This window comes from Parabacteroides sp. B2-S-102 (genome assembly GCF_023656665.1).
Lineage (GTDB): Bacteria > Bacteroidota > Bacteroidia > Bacteroidales > Tannerellaceae > Parabacteroides > Parabacteroides distasonis.
The window spans coordinates 412,844-430,782 of sequence record NZ_JAMOKM010000001.1; the positions used below are offsets into that span (position 1 = coordinate 412,844).

Below are 17,939 nucleotides of genomic sequence, written 5' to 3' on the forward strand. Positions count from 1 at the left end.
GAATTATGTTTGTTATCAGCTATGTATAGTTTATACGTCCTCTTTCTGCACGAACGCCGTGAATGTCTTGAATATAATCTTTGCGTCCAGCCAGAAAGAAAATGTATGAGCATATTTGATGTCTAATTGTTTACGTTCCTCGGCGGACATACTACCAGAATTGCCACGTTTCTCTACTTGCCAAAGACCTGTAAGGCCGGCAGGAGCCATGAAGCGTTGTATGTATTCATCGCTGGTCAATAATTCCGCCTCGTATACGGGAAGAGGGCGGTTACCAACTATTGACATGTCTCCATTTAATATATTGAATAGCTGGGGAAGTTCGTCAATGCTGTATTTCCGGATAATATGGCCGATCTTTGTTATACGGGGATCATTCTCTAATTTGATGAAAGCGTTGGAGCGTTCGTGACGTTTTACTTTTAAATAGTCGTTTTCAGGAGTAGCGTCATTGTCGGAATATAAAATGATATTTTGCTCATCGTCTTTAAAAAAAGAAGCTTGCTTCTGTGAATTCACAGAAGTTGCTGAAGAGGCTACAGCCTCTTCAGCAATAGATTCCGTATACTGATTAAGTTTCTTATATTCAGCCAAGCGTTTGTCCGCATCCATATACATAGAGCGGAACTTATAAAAATCGAAAACCTTATAGTTGCTGCCTACTCGTTTCGACTTGTAGAAAGCGGGGCCTTTGTCCTCCAGCTTGATCCAAATCACCGTGATGATAAAGATAGGGGAGAGGCAGAGGAGCGCCATGGATGAGAAAATGATGTCGAAGACCCTTTTCCATAAAGGCAGCTTGAAAATGGCGAGATCAGGCTCTTTTATTTGAGGCTTACGCGCTTTTTCCATTCTCTTGCATTTCTCGGCGATACCCAGTAGCTTCACTAAATCTTCCTTAGAGGTAGACTCGGAGATGACACAGTCCGTTCCGGCTTGCAAATAGGATATTTTCTCCTCCCGGGTCATTTCCGGGGCGATTAATACGATATATATATTTTGAAACGTCTTATGCAAATGCATGATCGCAGGAATGTTTAACGTAGGATCTGTTTTCTCGATGAATACACAATAATCCATTTCCTCGGCAGGAAGAAGCGTGTTTTTCATCTGCAGAAGCGTTATACATTCTATGACCCCGGTGCCTAATGCCTTACGTAAACGTTCGGCCAACGGCACGTTATTACCGAAAAAGACATAATTCATTATCTTAATATTCGTTTTACCCTTACCCTTAATTCCTCTGGATTGAAAGGCTTCAAGATAAAGTCTTCCGCCCCTTCCTCAAACAAACGTATTCTATTTGAGCTGCTCTCTACGCTCGATAGGATCAAGACCGGTATATGGCTGAACATATCGTTCGCTTTTAAATAAACCAAGAATTCCTCTCCGGACATTTCTGGCATATTCAAGTCAGAGATGATCAAATCCGGTAAATTGCCTTCTTGAAGCCAAGCGATCGCTTTCAAAGGATTTTCTTTATAGGATACCTTGTAAGTACTTGATAAATAAAGCATGATTATCTTTGCGATTTCTTGCTTGTCATCCACTAAAAGAACAGATTTCTCCATAGAGTCGTATAATATTGTCGTCTTTTGTTTTATCTATTATGCAAATTTAGGATATTAAATTGAAAAAATCTATGTTTTTCAATTGTTTTTTTGAAAAAACAGTTCGGACTTTGAAAATAGGGGAAACTGCGATTTTTTGATTAAGTTTGTACGCACATAAATGAGATGAGTATTCGAAGATGCGTTGGAGGAAATATATAGATTTTGATGTTATTCATTTATTGGTTGGCGCTATTGTCGGGATGGGCTTGTCCTCTTGCCAGCCGGAGATGCCGGTGATCTCTACGATAACCGTGGAGGCGGATGGTCTGACGGTTCCCGTGAACCCGGATCTGTATGGTTTGACCATTGAGGAGATCAACCACGGGATCGATGGGGGGCTGTACGCCGAGCTGATCCAGAACCGGAGCTTCGAGGATGGCGTGCCACCCTTGAACTGTCCTTACGACGCCGCCCGGAACGTCTTGATTACCCCGAATGGATGGACGATCCCTTTCATGCGGGGAGATTCCGTACCGGGATGGAGGCGGATCGTCCCTAATACACAGATATACCCGGATATGAAGGAGCTGGTGAATGATAAGAACCGGCGGTCGTTGCTCGTGGCCGTATCGACTTCCGGGGAGTCGGGGCGCGGAGGCGTGATAGCCGAGGGATACCGGGGGATACCGATCCGGAAAGGGGAACGATACGATCTATCGTTTTTCGCCAAGGGGGCGAATATGGTGCCCCGTACCATCCGGGTGGCCTTGGAGGACTCGATGGCTAATACGGTCTTGAGCGATGTGTTTCAGGTAGCGCCGCTATACGAGTGGAAACGATACAGGCATACGTTTACGGCTACGGAGGACGCGCCGAACGCGGTCTTGACGATCACGGCCGATACCTCCGCCGTGTTTTGGCTGGATGTGGTATCCCTCTTCCCGGAGGATACGTGGAAGGGACGGAAGAACGGGCTGAGACCGGACTTGGCGGCGCTGGTCGATTCCTTGGCCCCTCGTTTTATCCGTTTCCCCGGAGGCAGTTTCGTGGAGGGGTATACGGCGGGTACGTACCCTATCTGGAGGGAGACGCTGGGCGATATCTCGGAGCGTAAGCATTTCTGGAACGTATGGGCCTATGGTACGACGAACGGCATGGGCTACCACGAGTACTTGCAAATGTGCGAGGATATGGGGGCGGAGCCTATCTACGTTATTAATAGCGGGATCACGAGCCAAAGCCGCCGGCCCCGCTACGAGGATATCACGGCGATGGATAAGCTCACGGGAGATGCCTTGGACGCTATCGCCTACGCGAACGCCCCGGCGGATTCCCTGCCGGGCGCCCTGCGTGCGAGGAACGGGCATCCGGAACCTTTCAACTTGAAGTATGTCGAGATCGGCAGCGAGAACTATGGCGGGGAGTATTTCAGGCGCTTTGAGCTTTTCCGCAAGGCGATCAAGGAGGCCTATCCGGAGATTACCGTTATCAGCAGTTCGCCCCTCACGAAGCGAGGCCGTAGCGAGTGGGTGGATTCCCATTATTACGCCGGGGAGAATTTCTTCCTATCGAACTCCGGCCGGTTTAATAGCGACCGGTATTCCCGACGTTCGCCGGCGGTGTTTATCGGGGAGTTCGGGACGACGGAGCGACCCTTGGCCGGTACGCTCCGGGCGGCGGTGGCCGAGGCCTGTTTCTTGGTCGGGGCGGAGGAGAACCCGGATATGGTACGCCGCTTGGCGTATGCCCCGGTATTGGGCAACGCCGGGTTCGAGAACCAGCGCCATCCGTTGATCTCTTTCAACACCCATCAGGCGGTGGTCTCTCCTTCCTACCATTTATTAAAGATGTTTACCCGCCATCGGGGGGATGAGGTGTTGAAGACGATCGTGGATACCTACGAGAAGCCACAGGTACGTACGGGCCGGGCGGGCGTAGAGATGTTTGATAATAGCTATGAGTTCAAGGACGTGCGGATCGACGGCGTGCCCGTATCGGATATATCCGTGATGAGCGGGGGATGGAGGGTCCCGGAGGCTGGTACGTTGGTGCCGGAGGCCAACCGGTGGAACCAGGTATTGTTCGGCGACTCTACGAGCTACGCCTATGAATATACGGCTACCGTCCGGCGTACGAAAGGTAGCGGGCAGATACAGCTTCGCCTCCGCGACAACGGGCGGACGGGCGAGCAGGCGGATTATATCGCCTTTACGATCGGGGCGGGAACGAGCGAGCTGTACCATCAGGTAGGTGGCGTGAAGGATAGCTTGGTCTCTCCCGTGCGGTTCCCTTTTGAGAGTAACCGGTGGTATACGGTTCGCATGACGTGCGAGTACGAGCGCGTCCGTTGTTATGTGGACGGCGTATTGCTGCATGAGGTGGATATGCGTCCGATCCCGTCGTTGGTATCCGTCGCTACCCTCGACAAGGAGAACCGGGTGATTTACTTGAAGGTCGTGAATACGACCCGCCACGAGGAGAAGACCTCTTTGCGTATCGAGGGAGTGAATATCCGTAACGAGGCGGAGCTGATCCAATTGAGAGGGGAGCCGGAGGCTCGTAATACGTTTGAGAGCCCGGGGGCCGTAACGCCTGTCACCGAGCCTATCGTATTCCCGATGAGCGGCCCGCTTATCTATAATTTCCCGCCTAATTCAGTGACAATATTGAAATTATACATGGAGTAGGTCAGATAGGGCAGGAGGGCCGGTACACTTTATCTGTATTTATCCTAACTTCGCGGCGACTTTAACAAAAAAATGTGTTATGGAACCAATGCATAAGATAAACAAGGTAGAGCTCCGGAGCTTGCAGCTTGAGGACTATACGCAGTTGTCGCAATCTTTCAAGAGGGTATACGCCGACAAGGATGTTTTCTGGACCCGCAAGCAGATCGAGACGTTGATACGGATATTTCCCGAGGGACAGGTCGTGACGCTGGTGGATGACCGGATCGTAGGATGCGCCCTCTCCATCATCGTGGATTATGACATGGTGAAAGGGGATCATACCTACGCCAAGGTAACGGGTAACGAGACGTTCAGCACGCATAACCCGAACGGGAATATATTATATGGTATAGAGGTGTTCATCCATCCGGACTACCGGGGCCTCCGGCTGGCCCGCCGTATGTACGAGTACCGGAAGGAGCTGTGCGAGAAGTTGAACCTGAAGGCGATCATGTTCGGCGGACGTATCCCGAACTATTATAAATACGCCGATCATATGCGTCCGAAGGAATACATCGAGAAGGTGCGCTCACGTCAGATCTACGACCCGGTGCTCACCTTCCAGCTCTCCAACGATTTCCACGTGCGGAAAGTGATGATGAACTACTTGCCGAACGACGAGGAGTCGAAACATTGCGCTACCCTGCTGCAATGGGATAATATCTATTACCAGCCGCCTACGACGGATTACGTGGATAAGAAGACAACCGTGCGTGTCGGTCTGGTACAATGGCAGATGCGGCCTTATAAGACACTGGACGACGTGTTCGAGCAGGTGGAGTTCTTCGTCGACGCCGTGTCCGATTACAAGAGCGACTTCGTCCTTTTCCCCGAGTATTTCAACGCTCCGCTGATGGCCAAGTTCAACCATCTGGGCGAGGCGCAGAGCATCCGTGGGCTGGCACAGTACACCGAGGAGATCCGTGAGCGATTCGTGAACCTCGCCATCAGTTACAATATCAATATCATCACCGGTAGCATGCCTTTGCTGAAGGAGGACGGGGCGCTATATAACGTGGGATACCTGATCCGTCGTGACGGCTCCTACGAGATGTACGAGAAGGTACATGTCACCCCGGACGAGCAGAAGAGCTGGGGACTCTCGGGCGGGAAGATGGTGAAGACGTTTGATACGGATTGCGCCCGGATCGGCGTGCTGATCTGCTATGACGTGGAATTCCCGGAGCTTTCCCGTATCATGGCCGACCAAGGGATGCAGATCCTCTTCGTGCCTTTCCTTACGGATACGCAGAACGGTTACTCTCGGGTTCGTGTATGTGCCCAAGCCCGGGCGATCGAGAACGAGTGCTTCGTGGTGATAGCGGGCAGCGTGGGCAACCTGCCTCGTGTGCATAATATGGATATACAGTACGCCCAGTCGGGTGTGTTCACGCCTTGCGATTTCGCTTTCCCGACCGATGGCAAGCGTGCGGAGGCAACCCCGAATACGGAGATGATCCTTGTATCGGACGTGGACCTTGATTTGCTCAACGAGTTGCATACGTATGGTAGCGTGCGTAACCTTCGGGACCGTCGCCACGACTTGTATGAGTTGAGGGTAAAAAAACAGTAGTGTTTGCGGTTGAACACAATAGTATTCATGGCTGAACCCAGTAGTGTTCGCTATTAAACACAATTATATTCGCCGGAAGAATGCAGTAGGGGCGGGATCTGTCCGCCTCCCGTGCCGTGTATGCGTGGGAGGGCGGACGAATCCCGCCCCTGCGGTTTATATCGGGGGGAGGATCGCTCGCTTCCCCCCTTCGGAAATGATCTTAATGACTTAGCATCTCAGCCGTGATCGGCGTGAATTTCTCGGCATCCGATTTACGGAGTTGTACGCTGCCGTCGTTCCAGTTGGAAGGCCAACCTCCGATGATGTGTCCAAGGAATACCAGCTTGATCTCGTGCAAGCCCTTTGCCAAGGCCGCGGAGGTGTCATGACGGGAGAAGCGTTTTACCTCGCCACCGTTATTGACCATCAACTTGCCGTCGATCCATACCTCCTCCAAATCCGAAGAGATGTAATAAACGCCATCCTCCGGGATATTCACGTAGCCGGTAGCGATAGCGGCGTATTGCTTCACGCCTCGCATGGATTCGGGGGCGGGCACTTGGTTGGTCAGCTCACGGGTCGTCTTGATGACCTGTTTCTTACCGGTCTTCTGAGCAGCCTCCAGATTATTTACGCTTAGGTACATGCCATCGAATACCTCCATGTCGAGGCCCGGGGTCGTCTTGGCTACCTCCTTGGCGGGAGCCAGCGTTTGTTTCTCCACGAGGATCGTGCGAGGCTTACCCATCTTGCCGGAAGGCAACACGGAAGCGATCTTCACGGTCGTAGTCTCTGTGATGTCGAAAGGAGCCGTATATACGGTAGATTCCGGGGTAGGCTCGGTGCCATCCAGCGTGTAGACCATCTTCATCGGACGGTTCGTGGTGAATGTCATGGTAGCCTTGTCCGTGAAAGCCACGAAGTTGCAAGAACCGTTCGGTTGCTCGGGCTGCGGGATGTAGTAGTTGATACCGTGTCCGTCTAGGCGAACCTGAGCGTTGTCCAGACGGCGTTCGAAGTCCTTGTAATCCTTCCGGTCCAGCGGGCTCCAAGCGATCTCGGAGAGGGCTAGGATACGAGGATAGATACGGTACTCCATGATGTCCGTGTTATAAAGGTACTCACTCCATACGTTGCATTGCACGCCCTTGATGAAATGTCCTTTACCGGCCGCTGCCAGCGTGTCGGGGACGGGGTTGTATTTATAGACCCGCTCCGCCGTGGTGAATCCTCCGATAGATACCGGGTTGATCTTGTAGTCGCCTTGGAACTGGTCGATATACATACCCTCGCTTCCCGGGGTCATGATCACGTCGTGGTTCATGCTAGCGGCGGCGATACCGCCTTCCTCACCTCGCCAAGACATTACCGTGGCCGATGGAGCCAGACCTCCCTCAAGGATCTCGTCCCATCCGATCATCTTCTTGCCGTGCTTGTTTACGACCTTCTCCATGCGTTGTACGAAATAGCTCTGCAATTTCTCCTCGGCCGTATGCTCCTTGTCGCCTTTCAAGCCTTCCTTCCGGATACGGGCCTGACAAAGCGGGCATTTCTCCCAGCTCGTCTTCGGGCACTCATCGCCTCCGATATGGAAATACTCGCCCGGGAATAGGGGGGCTACCTCGGCGATCACGTCCTCGAAGAACTGGAAGGGCTCTTCCTTGCCGGCGCATAATACGATGTCTTCCACGCCCCAGATGATACGGGGAGTACCCTGCTTACCCTCGCAAGACAGCTCCGGATAAGCGGCGATAGCGGCCATCTCGTGTCCCGGAAGCTCTATCTCGGGAACGATCGTGATGAAACGATCCGCCGCGTATTTAACGATATCCTTCACCTCCTCTTGGGTATAGAAGCCTCCGTACTCGGTACCCTCGCCATCGATGCGCTTAGAGCCGATCTCGGTCAGTTTCGGATACTTCTTGATCTCGATACGCCATCCCTGGTCGTCGGTCAGGTGCCAATGCATGCGGTTGATCTTGAACAAGGCCAATACGTCCAGCTGCTTCTTGATATTCTCTACCGGAATGAAATGGCGGCAGGGGTCTAGCATGATACCACGGTAGCCGAAACGAGGCTCGTCCTTGATAGATACGGCCGGAGCGGTCCATGCGATACCTTTCACGGCGGAAGGACTCTCGATCTCGGCGGGCAGCAATTGCAAGAACGATTGCATACCGTAGAAAAGACCTTGAGGGGTCTTGGCCTTGATACGGACGCCGCTGTCGGCTACGTCTAACGTGTATCCCTCGTCGTTTACGTCCAGAGAGCCGTCGATAACCAACGAGATACCGTCGGAGGTCTCTTTGTCGGCGGTAGCTATCTGGTAGCCTGTCGCCGTGTTCATTTTAGCCGCGAAGAACTCGGCTACGGTTTTCGCCTCCGGGGTGGAAGCGTAGATCTTCGTGTTTTTGTTTAGCTTGAAGTTTCCCTCGTTCTGCGTAAGGCTGACCGGTGTCGGGATGATGTTGATACCTTGGTTGTAAGCTTTTGCTTTACCGGGAGCATCATCACATGAGGCCATCAGGCCCAAGACAGCGCCGGCGCAGATTGTAGCAAGGAGCTTTTTCATAGAATTAAAAATTGAAAGTTGAAAATTGAATATTGTTTAGATGTTTTTGAGAGTTTAAAAAGAGAATTGAGAGTTGAAGATAAGATGCCGTTTGGCATCCTTTTCAATTCTCAATTCTCAATTTCCTATTTACCATGCGAAGATAGGATATTCCTTCATGATACCGTTCACCTTCTCACGAACGGCACCGATGGTCTTATCGCATTCGGGAGCGGCCAATACGGTGTCGATCAGTTCCACGATCTCGCCCATAAGCGGCTCTTTAGCGCCACGGGTCGTGATAGCGGGCGTACCCACACGGATACCGGAGGTCTGGAAGGCCGAGCGGCTGTCGAACGGAACCATGTTCTTGTTCACCGTGATGTCGGCGGCTACCAAGGCTTTCTCGGCCACTTTACCGGTCAGGTCGGGGAACTTCGTGCGCAGGTCGATCAGCATGCTGTGGTTGTCCGTACCGCCGGAGATGATCTTGTACCCTTTGTCCGTGAAGGCCTTGGCCATAGCGGCGGCGTTCGCTTTCACCTGTGCTTGGTACGTCTTGTATTCCGGCTCCAAAGCCTCTCCGAAGGCTACGGCCTTGGCTGCGATCACATGCTCCAGCGGACCGCCTTGGATACCCGGGAATACGGCGGAGTCCAACAACTGAGACATCTTCTTGATCTCGCCTTTCGGTGTCTTCTTGCCCCAAGGATTCTCGAAATCCTTACCCAGCAGGATGATACCGCCACGAGGACCCCGCAGGGTCTTATGCGTCGTAGACGTTACGATGTGAGCGTACTCCAGCGGGTTGTTCAGCAAACCGGCGGCGATCAGGCCTGCCGGGTGAGCCATATCGATCATCAATAAGGCGCCTACCTTGTCGGCTATCTCACGCATACGTTTGTAATCCCAGTCACGAGAATAAGCGGAACCGCCGCCAACGATCAATTTCGGTTTCTCACGAAGGGCTACTTCCTCCATCTGGTCGTAGTCCACCCGTCCGGTATCTTCCTTTACATTATATTCGGTAGCGTGATAGAGAACGCCGGAGCTATTTACTGGTGAACCGTGGGACAGGTGTCCGCCATGCGACAGGTTCAACCCGAGGAACGTGTCGCCCGGATTCAATACGGCGAAGAATACGGCTGCGTTGGCCTGCGCCCCGGAGTGAGGCTGCACGTTGGCCCATTCGGCGTTGAATAGCTTTTTCAACCGTTCGATAGCGATCGTCTCACTTTGGTCTACTACCTCGCAACCCCCATAATAACGCTTGCCGGGATATCCCTCGGCGTATTTGTTGGTCAGACAGCTTCCCATGGCCTGCATGACCTGGTCGCTGACAAAGTTCTCGGAAGCGATCAACTCAATGCCTTTCAATTGGCGTTGGTGCTCCTTCTCGATAATGTCAAAAATGATGTTGTCTCTTTTCATTACCTCTTAAATTGGTTATTGCAATGATATGTTCCTCATTGAAAAGGAATCCTCGCGAATGTACTATATTATTTTAATACTATTTAAAAGATTCCGTTTAATTATTACAGATGCGCCGGAAACGGCTCCGCTTACCACTTGGTGAGGGTTACGTTTCTGAACTCAACCTCCTTACCCTCGCTCTGTAGCCCAATATGGCCTTCCTTCACCTTGTTGGTTCCGGTGTTCTGGTATACGCCGTTGATGTAAACGGTGATGACGCCGTCTTTCACGAAGATGTTCGCCTCGTTCCACTCTCCGGCGGGCTTCTCGCTGGACGGGTTCACGTTCTTTACGACAGGGAAGAAGGGACGTTCCTCTCCCGGGCGTTGCTGGTACTCGACAAGGTCGGAGCCTCCCAGCAGTACGAACAATCCGGCCCTCCCGGCTTGCAGATTACACTCGATCCCGTTCGGGAAGGGGTTCTTTAGGTCTGCGATATGCAGGAAGATGCCGCTGTTCGCGTTGGAATCCCCATTCGGCCAACGCCATTCCACGTGCAATTTATAGTCGCTGTATTTCTCCTTGGTGTACATATAGCCGAAAGGCTGGCCGGTGATGAAGATCTTACCGTCGCGTACGGAATAGACCTGATCGGCGGGGACGGAGTTTTTGTCGACTACGAAATTCCAGTTAGACAGGTCTTTCCCGTTGAACAGTTTCTCGGTCTTCTGTGCGTTCGCCCCATTGGAGAAACAGAAGAGGGAGGCGGCTAATACAGCCAAAGATAGCATTCTTTTTTTCATGGCATTAAACTCTATTTATAGTATGATTAATCAACGATTAGTTTGCGATAGCGTACCCGTTTCGGCTCGGCGTCGCCCAATGTCTTACGTTTGTATTCCTCGTACTCGGAATAGGTCCCTTCGTAGAAGACCACGTTGGAATCGCCCTCGAACGACAGGATATGCGTACAGATACGGTCCAAGAACCAACGGTCGTGAGAGACGACGACGGCGCAACCGGCGAAGTTCTCCAGACCCTCCTCCAAGGCACGTAGCGTGTTCACGTCGATATCGTTGGTAGGCTCGTCGAGCAGCAATACGTTAGCGTCCGCTTTCAGCGTCAGCGCCAGATGCAGGCGGTTACGCTCTCCTCCGGAGAGTACGCCGCATAGCTTCTCTTGATCCGCTCCTGCGAAATTGAATTTAGACAGGTAAGCCCTTGCGTTCACCTCCTTGCCACCCATACGGATGAATTCCTGTCCGCCGGATACGACTTGGTAAACGGTCTTTTTCGGGTCTATATCCTTATGGGTCTGGTCGGCGTAACCTACTTGTACGGTCTCGCCCACCTCGAAGGTCCCCTTGTCGATGCTTTCCATGCCCATGATCATCTTAAATAAGGTAGTCTTACCGGCACCGTTCGGCCCGATGACTCCCACGATACCGTTCGGGGGAAGCATGAAGTTCAAATCATCGAACAGCAATTTATCGCCGAACGCCTTCGCCACGTGCTGTGCCTCGATCACCTTATTGCCCAAGCGAGGGCCGTTCGGGATGAAGATCTCCAGCTTAGCCTCACGCTCCTTCTGGTCCTCGTTCAAGAGGGCCTCGTACGAGTTCAGACGTGCCTTACCCTTGGCGTGACGGGCCTTCGGCGCCATATTGATCCATTCCAGCTCACGCTCCAAGGTCTTACGGCGCTTGCTGACTTGCTTCTCTTCTTGAGCCATACGCTTCGTCTTCTGGTCTAGCCAAGAGGAGTAATTACCCTTCCAAGGGATACCCTCGCCACGATCCAGCTCAAGGATCCATCCGGCCACGTGGTCTAGGAAGTAACGGTCGTGCGTGATGCAGATAACGGTACCGGCATATTGTTGCAGATGTTGCTCCAACCAGTCGATCGACTCGGCGTCCAAGTGGTTGGTCGGCTCATCCAACAGCAATACGTCCGGCTGCTGGAGCAGCAATCGGCAAAGGGCCACCCGGCGACGCTCGCCTCCGGACAACGTATCCACCACCTGATCCTCCGGCGGACAACGCAAAGCGTCCATGGCACGTTCCAGACGGCTGTCGAGGTTCCATGCGTCCGTAGCGTCGATCTTGTCCTGCAACTCCGCCTGACGGTTGATCAAGGCATCCATCTTATCCGGATCTTCCAGCACCTCCGGATCGCCGAATCGCTCGTTCACCTCCTCATATTCTTTCAAGGTGTCCACGATCTCCTGCACGCCTTCCTGCACGATCTCCTTCACGGTCTTGCCCGGCTCCAACTTAGGATCCTGCTCCAGATACCCTACGGAATACCCGGGGGAGAAGACCACCTCTCCCTGATAATCCTTATCGATGCCGGCGATAATCTTCAGCAACGTAGATTTACCGGAACCATTCAATCCGATGATTCCGATCTTCGCCCCATAGAAAAAGGACAGATATATATTCTTTAAAACCTGTTTTTGAGGCGGAAAGATCTTGTTCACGCCTACCATCGAGAAAATAATCTTCTTATCGTCTGCCATATAATTTTTAGTGTGTTAATTGGTTCCTTAACTTAAAATAATGGTGTACAAATCTACGTAAATATCTTTTATTTTACAAATGAACAAAGATCATAGGTATCAGATATCTACCGATTGCCAAGTTTGGCGTGTGGAGATTACTCGGTTTAATTCTCTTGTGCAAGAAGCCGGTAGATATGCTATTCCTCGGAAGTTGAGCTTTAGCGTTATCATAAATGAGTGTAGGAGAGGTTGTGCGGCGTTGTGGTTAGGACTGTGCGATCATGTGGCTTTAGGTTGTGTGATCCTAACGATTTAGGATTGTGGTTCGTCTTCGTCTTGTGAAGATATGTAACCGGTTTATGCATGATGTAATACGTGATGTAAAGTGCTTATATCTTGTTTCTTGCGTTTGCTCCCCATGAAAAAACTAAAATTTACCCCTCTTGAAATTTGTATAATAAAATAAAACCCCCTATCTTTGCACTCGCATTACAAAAGTAACGCACAGGATGATTCGCTAGCTCAGCTGGTAGAGCACAACACTTTTAATGTTGGGGTCCTGGGTTCGAGCCCCAGGCGGATCACATAAGAACAAAGCCAAACGGCGACAAAAAAGAGACAAGTCCTACAATATCAACGTATTGTAGGACTTTTTTTATTGTTTCAGTCTTGCCTGAAAGACAAAAAAGGGGCACGAAAAGACACTGTTGAGTATCCAAATCGTACCCCCTTCCCCAAAAAACGATTAGGGGGTACGATTGTCGGAAATCACTATCTATGCAGAAGGTTTCAATCTCTGTATTGATTTTAGATATTATCATCTGAAACCTGTTTTACTGTGATTTTTTTATTAATGGTGGTTGAATTCAGTTGTTTACTTGAATACCTTTCTTCCATTTAAGAATAGCAAAGCAATACAAAAGTCATTCTGTAAAAGTATTTCAAAGTCCAAAACAGATACAGACACGATTTTTGTATATTTGCAGGATACAGATAACACCTAACAAGTATGAAAAAAGAAATCCTATATCAAGAAATAGCGAGAACTATTGCCTGTCAAATTAAGAAAGGCGTGTGGAAAGCTGGTGAGAAACTACCTTCTTTACGCACTATTAGCAATGAAAATGGTGTAAGTCTTAATACGGCAATTCAGGCATATTATGAATTGGAAAAAGACGGATTTATAATATCACGCCCAAAATCAGGGTATATTGTCAATTACAAACCCATACGCCTATCTGTTCCAGCGACAACACAACCGTCTGTAAAGCCTGAGAGCAAAGAGGTGGTAGATTTGATTGCTGACGTATACAGCTCGTTAGAAATAGGAGATAAATCGATCACTCGATTTTCATTAGGAATGCCCGAAGATATTTTATTACCAATTGCAAAACTTAATAAAGAACTTATAAGAGCTATGCAGGCACTTCCGGGTAATGGAACCCGGTATGATGAAACACAGGGAAATATGCGATTACGTAAATCTATAGCTCGTTTTACGTATAGTTGGAAGGGAAACTTGACAGAAGATGATATAGTGACAACTGCCGGAGTTACTAATGCGGTTGCTTTAGCTTTATCTGTAATTACTAAGGTAGGAGATACTATTGCGGTTGAAAGTCCGGTCTATTTTGGAATGTTACAATTAGCCAATAGTATGGGGTTACGTATATTGGAATTACCTACCAATCCAGTAACAGGGATTGATCCAGATGCGCTGAAAAAAGTTTTACCACAAATTAAAGCTTGCCTGCTTATAAGCAACTTTAATAACCCATTGGGAAGTTGTATGCCTGATGGACATAAAAGGGTAGTTGTTGATATGCTGGCCGAATATGATATACCTTTGATCGAGGATGATTTATATGGTGATTTATTTTTTGGAAATTCACGTCCTAAGCCCTGCAAGGCTTTTGACAAGAAGGGGCTTGTTTTATGGTGTGGTGCGGTATCTAAAACATTAGCGCCGGGGTATCGGGTAGGATGGATTGCTCCCGGCAAATTTAAACATGCTATTATTCGCCAAAAGAATATTCACCTTATTTCTACGCCTGCGCTTAATCAAGAAGCGGTTGCCAATTTCATGGAGAATGACAGATACGAAAACCATTTACGTAAACTGCGACAAGAATTATACGCAAACAGTATTCATTTTGCCCATTCCATCATGGATTACTTCCCCGAGAATACAAAAATTGTTACTCCACAGGGAGGATTTATGCTTTGGATGGAATTAGACAAACAGATTGATACGACAGAACTTTATTATCGGGCTATGCAGCGAAAAATAAGCATAGCCCCCGGACGTATGTTTACATTACAAGAGCAATATACCAATTGTATGCGTTTAAGCTATGGACAACGATGGACTCCACTTCTTGAAGAACGTTTAAAACAATTGGGGGATATAATTAAAAATCACTTTAACTGATGTATGTATTCCTTTAGTACTTCCCCTATTACTTGAAGTCCTTTCATGATTCTATCTTCTGGCATATTAGAGTAATTTATTCTAAATGTATTTTCTTTGTGCTCAACAGGATAAAATGAACCGCCGGGTACAAAGGCTATTTTCTGTTCAATGCATTTTTGCAGGATGTCATGCGCTGAAATATTTTCGGGTAATTCTATCCAAGTAAATAACCCGCCTTGAGGATGAGTATATTTTATGTCATTAGGAAAATAGCGTTCAATACATTCTAAAGCTATATCTCTGCGTTTTCTGTAGACTTCTACTATTTTGCTAATATGCTCATCAATATCATATCGTTTTAGATATTCGGCAATAGTCATTTGAGCTATTGTGTTACACTGCAAATCAGTGCCCTGCTTAACTAACACATACTTGCGGATAATATCTTTATCACCTGCAATCCACCCAATCCGAAAGCCCGGACAAAAGATTTTAGAAAAACTACCAGTACATAAGATATTACCTACCTTATCAAAAGACTTTATAGAGGGTAAAGACTCTCCTTCAAACCTTAATTCTCCATAAGGGTTATCTTCAATAACAGGAATATCATATAAAGCAGATAGTTCAGCCAGTTTTTTTCGTCTTTCCAAACTCCATGTTTTTCCAGTGGGATTTTGAAAGGTTGGTATTACATATATTAGTTTTATATTTTGAGTATTATTCAGTACCTCTTCCAAAGTAGCCATATCCATGCCTTCTTCATCTGTTGGAATTTCAATGAAGCTACTCCCATATGATTTGAATGCGCTAATTGCTGCTAAATAGGTGGGGCTTTCACACAATACGATATCACCATCGTCCAGAAATACTTTTCCGGATAAATCTAATCCTTGTTGCGAACCGTGAGTTATAAGAATATTATCCTTATCAAACGATGTCCCTAAGCGTTCATTCATTCGTTTGGCAATCCATTCACGTAAAGGATAATACCCTTCAGTAGTCGTATATTGAAGAGCTTTTGCTCCTGCTTCTTGCAAAACGACCTGATTCATTTTGTTAATTTCATCTATGGGGAATAGCTCAGGGGCAGGTAGTCCACCAGCAAATGAAATAACATCTTCCCGTTCTGTAACTTTGAGTATTTCTCTTATTTCCGAAGCCTTTATATAAGACATTCTCTTGGCAAATTTCAACTTCATAATCATTAAATATATTTGAAAACTAAAATAATGCAAAGTAAAGCATAATAGATAAATGAGAACAGATACAATTTGCACAATATCAGCGGGTACAGATTTTCGGAACCAAGTATTATCCCGATTGTATCGCCTACCGAAAGAATTAAACGGACAGTTATCAATAGAAAGACAGGACTGATACTTGCGTCGACAGTTATTCTAGCCGAACCTCAATTAACCAAGCGTGAGAAAGAAATACTAATATTAATTCGGCAAGGTTTTCTGAGCAAAGAGATCGCTTATAAGCTAAATCTTAGTATTTATACGGTAAATAATCACCGAAAGAATATATTGGCAAAGCTAAATGTAGATAATGCGATCGAAGCTATCAATAAGGCGGAAAATTTCGGTATTCTCTATTGATTACGATATCCAATCCAAACCACTAGCTAATATTGATATGATTGCGGTTATATTTCATCCTCTGGGGCTGAATCCATTTGTGCGATGCGCTATGAGTGAATTATACAATCATTTTTCTGCGGAAAAAGTAGTGCGGGTATCGTATGTAAAGAATACCCGCACTTTCTATTTATTTTGAAAAACGTAATTTTATAGTTCAAGATTCACTTCATTCATATTGATTTCAAGAGAGCGCCGCTATACCTGTTCCTATCAAGTTTGCGTTATTCATATTGTTGATATGGATTTCGACATCCGCTAATGCGGATTCATTAAGGAGTTCTTGTAATTTCTCCAGAACAAGAATGTTATAGTTTTTATCTTTTCTATTCTCGCTCCAAAATAGACTGCCTTCGGCTACTAGACAGATTTTTTGTATATCTTTATTATATGATCTCAGTAACTGAATAAGGCCCAGTAGCGATGCGGCGACTAATTGTGCTGATCTGTTGTAGATCCAATGAGCTACATCTACATATACGTCCTTGTGAATATCCGGATAGTTCATGATAGCGGTCAATTTTTGGGCATCGAATTTATTCTCAAACTCATCCAAAGGGAAAGTTGCTTTCAATATATCGCCTAGATACATACCCGAAACCGCTTTCTCAAACCGCTGTTTTCCAAGGCTGCCTGAAATGGCGTCAACCGTATCATCGACTGTCGTGAGGAATGGAGGATGGAAGTTACCCGACTCTAGGTTGACAGGGACTAAGCCTTGTATATTATAGCTCGGATCTAATTTCTTTATTTTATCCGCCGGAATGAAAGTGGCCATGTTGGTGCCTGTTCCTACGATCAGACCGATATAGGCGTCATAGCTATTGTCGGTTAGGCCGGCAAACAAGCTGGCGATAGTATCGTTTAATACTTTAATACCTGTAAATTTGATTTTACAATGTTCGTTTAGGTAGTCGAGAAGTGGTTTGCCTACTAATTGCCCTACCATTTCTTTAATGTCGACTCCTTTTGTCCAACGTAACAATTTGGCGTCTCCACTGAGTACGGATTCTGCTGGATAAGAAAAACAATAGCCGATTGGCATTTCCTCATCCCGTTTTATCCCGACAATCATATCGGCTAATTCTTTAAATAGCTCCTCACGAGTATATCCCGGTGATTTCATGATCGACATGTCTTTTTTCCACCCATTGTTGGGATGGATGGTTGGTGATCCTTGTCCAAGATCGACGGTCGCTACTCTATAGTTGGTTCCTCCTAAATCGAGAACCAATGCTTTTCCATTAATATCAGAGGTTTTGGGAGAGATAAAAGTCGGTATGCATTGTATCTCCGCATTTTCATGTTTTAATCCCTCTTCAACCTTTTCCCGAAATGAACTGGCTATCTCTTTGAGTTGGTCATTTTCTAACCAGAAAATATTTTTTTCCATAAGATTGATTTTTTGATTTTGAAATATCCTTGTTAGTGAATAACAATTTAGAAAGGGATTTGACTATCCTTATTGGTTGATTAAGTTAAGGAGATAAATTTTGGATACTGTAAAATTTGTCGTGTTAAATTTAAATTTTGTATAAACAAAAGGGTGACGATGTCTGTTTAAAACACCAAACAGATGATT

11 protein-coding genes, 1 tRNA gene and 1 pseudogene are annotated in these 17,939 nt (G+C 47.6%); 5 read left to right on the forward strand and 8 right to left on the reverse strand.

Annotated elements, in window-relative coordinates:
• Positions 1 to 30 precede the first annotated feature (30 nt).
• Together NBH07_RS22440 and NBH07_RS01775 are read right to left on the reverse strand one after the other, a co-directional pair.
• Positions 31 to 1,206 (reverse strand): sugar transferase, encoded by a 1,176-nt coding sequence (locus NBH07_RS22440; RefSeq protein WP_156682681.1) that lies wholly within the window; start codon positions 1,204 to 1,206, stop codon positions 31 to 33.
• Positions 1,206 to 1,571 carry a response regulator gene (locus tag NBH07_RS01775; RefSeq protein ID WP_005856577.1) on the reverse strand — a complete coding sequence of 122 codons (366 nt, stop codon included), beginning with the start codon at positions 1,569 to 1,571 and terminating at the stop codon, positions 1,206 to 1,208. The genes NBH07_RS22440 and NBH07_RS01775 overlap by 1 nt, the downstream gene beginning before the upstream one ends.
• A gap of 179 nt (positions 1,572 to 1,750) precedes the next feature.
• Here NBH07_RS01775 and NBH07_RS01780 point away from each other — a divergent pair, with 179 nt between their 5' ends.
• Positions 1,751 to 4,240: an alpha-L-arabinofuranosidase family protein gene (locus tag NBH07_RS01780; protein ID WP_009017517.1), complete on the forward strand. Its 2,490-nt coding sequence runs from the start codon at positions 1,751 to 1,753 to the stop codon at positions 4,238 to 4,240.
• Positions 4,241 to 4,319: 79 nt separating this feature from the next.
• Positions 4,320 to 5,855: a carbon-nitrogen hydrolase family protein gene (locus NBH07_RS01785; protein ID WP_005868392.1), complete on the forward strand. Its 1,536-nt coding sequence runs from the start codon at positions 4,320 to 4,322 to the stop codon at positions 5,853 to 5,855.
• A gap of 202 nt (positions 5,856 to 6,057) precedes the next feature.
• On the opposite strand, the gene NBH07_RS01790 is transcribed toward NBH07_RS01785, so the two are convergent.
• From NBH07_RS01790 to ettA, 4 genes are all read right to left on the reverse strand, one after another.
• Positions 6,058 to 8,409, reverse strand: a complete 2,352-nt coding sequence (locus NBH07_RS01790; protein WP_005856584.1) for a family 20 glycosylhydrolase — start codon at positions 8,407 to 8,409, stop codon at positions 6,058 to 6,060.
• Between the two features lie 129 nt (positions 8,410 to 8,538).
• A complete protein-coding gene (glyA, locus tag NBH07_RS01795; protein WP_005856586.1) occupies positions 8,539 to 9,819 on the reverse strand; it encodes a serine hydroxymethyltransferase in 1,281 nt (426 codons plus the stop codon).
• Positions 9,820 to 9,950: 131 nt separating this feature from the next.
• On the reverse strand, positions 9,951 to 10,604 hold the full coding sequence (locus tag NBH07_RS01800) for a 3-keto-disaccharide hydrolase (protein ID WP_005868394.1): 654 nt from the start codon (positions 10,602 to 10,604) through the stop codon (positions 9,951 to 9,953).
• A gap of 26 nt (positions 10,605 to 10,630) precedes the next feature.
• Positions 10,631 to 12,319: an energy-dependent translational throttle protein EttA gene (gene ettA / locus NBH07_RS01805; RefSeq protein ID WP_005856590.1), complete on the reverse strand. Its 1,689-nt coding sequence runs from the start codon at positions 12,317 to 12,319 to the stop codon at positions 10,631 to 10,633.
• Positions 12,320 to 12,812: 493 nt separating this feature from the next.
• Between ettA and NBH07_RS01810 the strand changes: the two genes are divergently transcribed.
• Positions 12,813 to 12,885 (forward strand) — tRNA-Lys (locus NBH07_RS01810).
• 425 nt (positions 12,886 to 13,310) lie between these two features.
• Entirely contained in the window at positions 13,311 to 14,732 is a 1,422-nt protein-coding gene (locus NBH07_RS01815; RefSeq protein WP_009017515.1) for an aminotransferase-like domain-containing protein, read from the forward strand.
• On the opposite strand, the gene NBH07_RS01820 is transcribed toward NBH07_RS01815, so the two are convergent.
• On the reverse strand, positions 14,720 to 15,916 hold the full coding sequence (locus NBH07_RS01820; RefSeq protein WP_039848659.1) for an aminotransferase-like domain-containing protein: 1,197 nt from the start codon (positions 15,914 to 15,916) through the stop codon (positions 14,720 to 14,722). The genes NBH07_RS01815 and NBH07_RS01820 overlap by 13 nt on opposite strands.
• Positions 15,917 to 16,033: 117 nt before the next feature.
• Between NBH07_RS01820 and NBH07_RS01825 the strand changes: the two are divergent.
• Positions 16,034 to 16,318: pseudogene (locus NBH07_RS01825) on the forward strand (response regulator transcription factor); the annotation flags it as partial.
• 223 nt (positions 16,319 to 16,541) lie between these two features.
• Here NBH07_RS01825 and NBH07_RS01830 read toward each other — a convergent pair.
• Positions 16,542 to 17,750: a hexokinase family protein gene (locus tag NBH07_RS01830; RefSeq protein ID WP_005862069.1), complete on the reverse strand. Its 1,209-nt coding sequence runs from the start codon at positions 17,748 to 17,750 to the stop codon at positions 16,542 to 16,544.
• Between the last annotated feature and the right edge of the window lie 189 nt (positions 17,751 to 17,939).

Coding starts and splice junctions, on each gene's coding strand:
- NBH07_RS01780 (WP_009017517.1), top strand. CDS start 1,751: ATGCGTTGGAGGAAATATATAGATTTTGATGTTATTCATTTATTGGTT.
- NBH07_RS01790 (WP_005856584.1), bottom strand. CDS start 8,409: ATGAAAAAGCTCCTTGCTACAATCTGCGCCGGCGCTGTCTTGGGCCTG.
- NBH07_RS22440 (WP_156682681.1), bottom strand. CDS start 1,206: ATGAATTATGTCTTTTTCGGTAATAACGTGCCGTTGGCCGAACGTTTA.
- NBH07_RS01815 (WP_009017515.1), top strand. CDS start 13,311: ATGAAAAAAGAAATCCTATATCAAGAAATAGCGAGAACTATTGCCTGT.
- NBH07_RS01820 (WP_039848659.1), bottom strand. CDS start 15,916: ATGAAGTTGAAATTTGCCAAGAGAATGTCTTATATAAAGGCTTCGGAA.
- NBH07_RS01830 (WP_005862069.1), bottom strand. CDS start 17,750: ATGGAAAAAAATATTTTCTGGTTAGAAAATGACCAACTCAAAGAGATA.
- NBH07_RS01800 (WP_005868394.1), bottom strand. CDS start 10,604: ATGAAAAAAAGAATGCTATCTTTGGCTGTATTAGCCGCCTCCCTCTTC.
- ettA (WP_005856590.1), bottom strand. CDS start 12,319: ATGGCAGACGATAAGAAGATTATTTTCTCGATGGTAGGCGTGAACAAG.
- NBH07_RS01775 (WP_005856577.1), bottom strand. CDS start 1,571: ATGGAGAAATCTGTTCTTTTAGTGGATGACAAGCAAGAAATCGCAAAG.
- NBH07_RS01785 (WP_005868392.1), top strand. CDS start 4,320: ATGGAACCAATGCATAAGATAAACAAGGTAGAGCTCCGGAGCTTGCAG.
- glyA (WP_005856586.1), bottom strand. CDS start 9,819: ATGAAAAGAGACAACATCATTTTTGACATTATCGAGAAGGAGCACCAA.